4 protein-coding genes are annotated in these 3840 nt (G+C 74.8%); 2 read left to right on the forward strand and 2 right to left on the reverse strand.

Translation table 11 applies throughout. From position 1 onward, the window contains the following. Positions 1 to 92 precede the first annotated feature (92 nt). A complete protein-coding gene (locus tag AOK18_RS16295; protein WP_055694831.1) occupies positions 93 to 1478 on the reverse strand; it encodes a hypothetical protein in 1386 nt (461 codons plus the stop codon). A gap of 3 nt (positions 1479 to 1481) precedes the next feature. Further along, positions 1482 to 1736, reverse strand: coding sequence for a MoaD/ThiS family protein (locus AOK18_RS16300; RefSeq protein ID WP_055694832.1), 255 nt, complete (start codon positions 1734 to 1736; stop codon positions 1482 to 1484). Positions 1737 to 2364: 628 nt separating this feature from the next. Between AOK18_RS16300 and AOK18_RS16305 the strand changes: the two genes are divergently transcribed. Next, positions 2365 to 3165, forward strand: a complete 801-nt coding sequence (locus AOK18_RS16305) for a winged helix-turn-helix transcriptional regulator (protein WP_055694833.1) — start codon at positions 2365 to 2367, stop codon at positions 3163 to 3165. 107 nt (positions 3166 to 3272) lie between these two features. Further along, positions 3273 to 3840, forward strand: a 568-nt coding sequence (locus AOK18_RS16310) for a LacI family DNA-binding transcriptional regulator (RefSeq protein WP_157865110.1), incomplete at its 3' end; no start/stop codon positions are given.

Genomic DNA, 3840 nt, shown 5'->3' on the forward strand with positions numbered 1-3840 from the left:
CCCGCCGGCGGGGGAGACGGAGGAGGCCCGGCCGCCCCCGGGGACCCGGAGGAGGCCCGGCCGCCCCCGGGGACCCGGGGGCGGCCGGGGCGTCAGCCGGCGACGCGGCCCAGGACGTACACCGCCGGTGCCGCCGCGGCCAGGGGCAGGGCCACCCCGGCCGTGAAGTGGACGAACCGGGACGGGTAGTCGTAGCTCGCGGCGCGGTGGCCGGCCAGGGCGCAGACCGCCGCGCCCGCGCCGATCAGCGCGCCCGAGGCGCCGAAGTCCGTCATCCCGCCGGCCAGCGCGCCGGCACCGGCCGCCACGAGCAGCGCGGCCACCACGGACGCCGGCGTCGGCAGGGGCAGCGCCCGCGCCACGACCGCCGCCGCCACCGCGGTCCCGCCGACGGTCACCGCGTCGGCGCCGGCCGCCAGGTAGCCGCTCGCCACGATCGCCAGCGCGGCCGCGGCGACCGTCGCCGTCAGGCCGTACATCCGCTCGTCGGGATCGGCGTGCGACCGGAGCTGGAGCACCAGCGACAGCAGCACCCACACGCCGAGCGTGCCGAGGATCGCCGCCGGCGACCGGTCGGACGCGAGCAGCGCCACGTCCGCGACCAGCGCCCCGAGGAAGCCCAGCGCGATGCCCTGGCGCGCGGGCCACATGCCGTTCAGCCGGAACCAGCCGGCCGCGGTGAGCCCCTGGAGGGCCACCAGCGGCACGAGCAGGGCGTACGTGCCCAGCGCCGCCCCGCCGGCGATCAGCAGTCCCAGCAGCGCGGTGAGCGCCGCCGGCTGCATGCCGGGCTCGATGATCGGCGAACGTCCCTCGGCGCGGGCGCGCTGCGCGTCCGTGACCCGGGTGTTCCCGGCGAGGGTGGCGGGCCCGTACCCGGGGCCGTCCGGGACGTCGGCGGCGGCCGGGGCCGGGTGCGCGGCGGGCGGAGCGGGTGCGGCGGAGACGGGCGGGGGCGCGGCCCCGGCGGGGGCGCCCGCACCGGCACCGGTCCGGGGATCGCCAGGGGTGCCGGTGACCGGCGCCCCGTAGGTGGAGGCCACCCCGTACCCCGCGTACACCGCGGGCCCGCCGAGGTCGCCGCCGTCACCCTGCCCCGGCTGTCCGGCATACCCCGGCTGTCCGGCATGCCCCGGAGGGGTCCGCGGAGCCTGCGGGGGCGGCGGGGCCTGTCCGGTGTGCTGGGGGAGGTACGACGTCTCCTCCGCGGCCGTCGGCGGGACCGGGGGCTGCAGCTGCGTCTCCCAGGTCTGTCCCTGCCACTGCTGCGTGTACTGCTGGGCGGCCTGCGGATCGTCGTACGCCTGCCGCTCTCCCGGCCACGCCTGCGCGGGCTCCTGCGCCTGTCCTTCGGGCCACTGGGGCCGGTACTGGTGTCCGGGAGGGGGCGGGCCGTAGGGGTCGTGGCCCTCGCCGCCCCCGCGGTGTCCGTCGTACCCGTCGTACCCCTCATGGCCCTGATACGGCTGGTTGGTCATCGCTCACCCTCCTGCGAACGGCGGGAGCACCTCGACCGTGCCGCCGTCGGCCAGCCGTACCGTCTCATGTGCGCGGGTGCCCACGGGATCACCGTCGACGAGGAACGAGCACCGCCGCAGGACACGTGTGAGTTCGCCGGGGTGCCGCTCGCGCGCCGCGTCGAGCGCTTCGGCGAGCGTGACCGCCTCGTACGGTTCCTCGGCCGTCCCGGCCGCGGCCTTGGCTGCGGCCCAGTACCGCACCGTGACCTTTGCCATCTGCTGGTTCCTCAATGTTTGACAGTGGACACGGTCAGGCTAGCCCGCCGCGGCCGCGGCCCGGTCCCCGTCCGGCACGGCGGTCCCGCCCGGCGCCGCGCGGCCCGCGTCCCCGCGGGCGCGTGCGCGCTCACTCGCGTGAGGTCAAGGAAGGGGGTCGCGGACGTCCTCCCCGGGCATTCCCCCGGCCGCCGGCGGGTTGTGTACGGAATCACTCCGCGTGCTGTCCAGCGTGCGCGGGAACGCCCGAAAAGACGTACCGTCCCAGGTAACCGCACGTGTCGCACCACGTGTCGTGACATGCGGATCACGGGTCGAACGTGCCGCGCGACCTGACGGACCGGTGCCCGTGTCGGCTATTCTCCCGGGAAGAGGACTCGGGCACTGAAGCCCCCGGGTCCTTTTGTGCTTTCGGAAGCGTTGTATACGACGCGGGAAACCGCCGGTGTACGGGCCGTCGAAACGCACGAAGCAGTGCCGTAAACGTCCTCGCAGGGACCGAGGAGGAACCAGACGTTATGGGCGAGCGAACCGTGCACGTACGAATGACGACCCGGTCGTGGGCAGCACCGCGACCCGAGCCCCGGGGCCGGGACCGCGCCCTCGACGGACTCGAGGGAGGGGTGCGATGAGTTCACTGCTCCTGCTGACCAACGCCCTCCAGCCGTCGGCGGAGGTGCTCCCCGCCCTCGGCCTGCTGCTCCACCAGGTGCGCGTGGCCCCCGCCGAGGGCCCCGCCCTGGTCGACACCCCCGGCGCCGACGTCATCCTCGTCGACGGCCGGCGCGACCTCCCGCAGGTCCGCAACCTGTGCCAGCTGCTGCGGTCCACCGGCCCCGGCTGCCCCCTCGTCCTCGTGGTGACCGAGGGCGGCCTCGCCGCCGTGACCGCGGACTGGGGCATCGACGACGTCCTCCTCGACACCGCGGGGCCGGCGGAGGTGGAGGCCCGGCTGCGGCTCGCCACGGGCCGGCAGCAGATCGTCGGCGACGACTCCCCCATGGAGATCCGCAACGGCGACCTGTCCGTCGACGAGGCGACCTACAGCGCCCGGCTCAAGGGCCGCGTCCTCGACCTCACCTTCAAGGAGTTCGAGCTCCTGAAGTACCTCGCCCAGCACCCCGGCCGCGTCTTCACCCGCGCCCAGCTGCTGCAGGAGGTCTGGGGTTACGACTACTTCGGCGGCACCCGGACGGTCGACGTCCACGTGCGGCGGCTGCGCGCGAAGCTCGGCCCCGAGAACGAGTCGCTGATCGGCACCGTGCGGAACGTGGGTTACCGATTCGTTACGCCGGAGAAGGGCGAGCGGGCCGCCGAGGACGCCAGGGTGAAGGCCGGCCGCCAGCAGGCCGGGTCCGACCGCCGAAAGGCGGCGGATGGGGACGAGACGGCCGTCCTGGACTCCGCCGAGGCCCGGGCCCAGGCGTGAACGGTGTCCGCACGAGCGCCGCGCCCGCGTGCGCGAGCGGTTTCCGCGCTGTTCACGAGGTCGTGCACGCTCTGCCCCGGCCGGTTATATCCGCGTAGACTCCGCGCGTGGCCAAGGTGACTAGGGATGACGTGGCTCGGCTGGCGGGTACTTCCACCGCCGTCGTCAGCTATGTCATCAACAACGGACCGAGGCCGGTCGCCCCGGCCACGCGCGAACGCGTACTCGCCGCGATCAAGCAGCTGGGATACCGCCCGGACCGGGTCGCCCAGGCCATGGCGTCGCGGCGGACGGATCTCATAGGCCTGATCGTGCCGGACGCGCGCCAGCCCTTCTTCGGGGAGATGGCGCACGCGGTCGAACAGGCCGCGTCCGAGCGCGGGAAGATGGTGTTGGTCGGGAACTCCGACTACGTCGCCGAGCGCGAGGTCCACTACCTGCGGGCCTTCCTCGGCATGCGCGTCTCCGGGCTGATCCTGGTCAGCCACGCGCTGAACGACCTCGCCGCCGCGGAGATAGACGCCTGGGACGCCCGGATGGTCCTGCTGCACGAGCGTCCCGAGGCCATCGACGACGTCGCCGTCGTCACCGACGACCTCGGCGGCGCCCGGCTCGCCGTCCGCCACCTGCTGGACCACGGCAACGCGTACGTCGCCTGCGTCGGCGGCACCGCGG

This window comes from Streptomyces prasinopilosus (assembly GCF_001419695.1).
GTDB lineage: Bacteria > Actinomycetota > Actinomycetes > Streptomycetales > Streptomycetaceae > Streptomyces > Streptomyces prasinopilosus.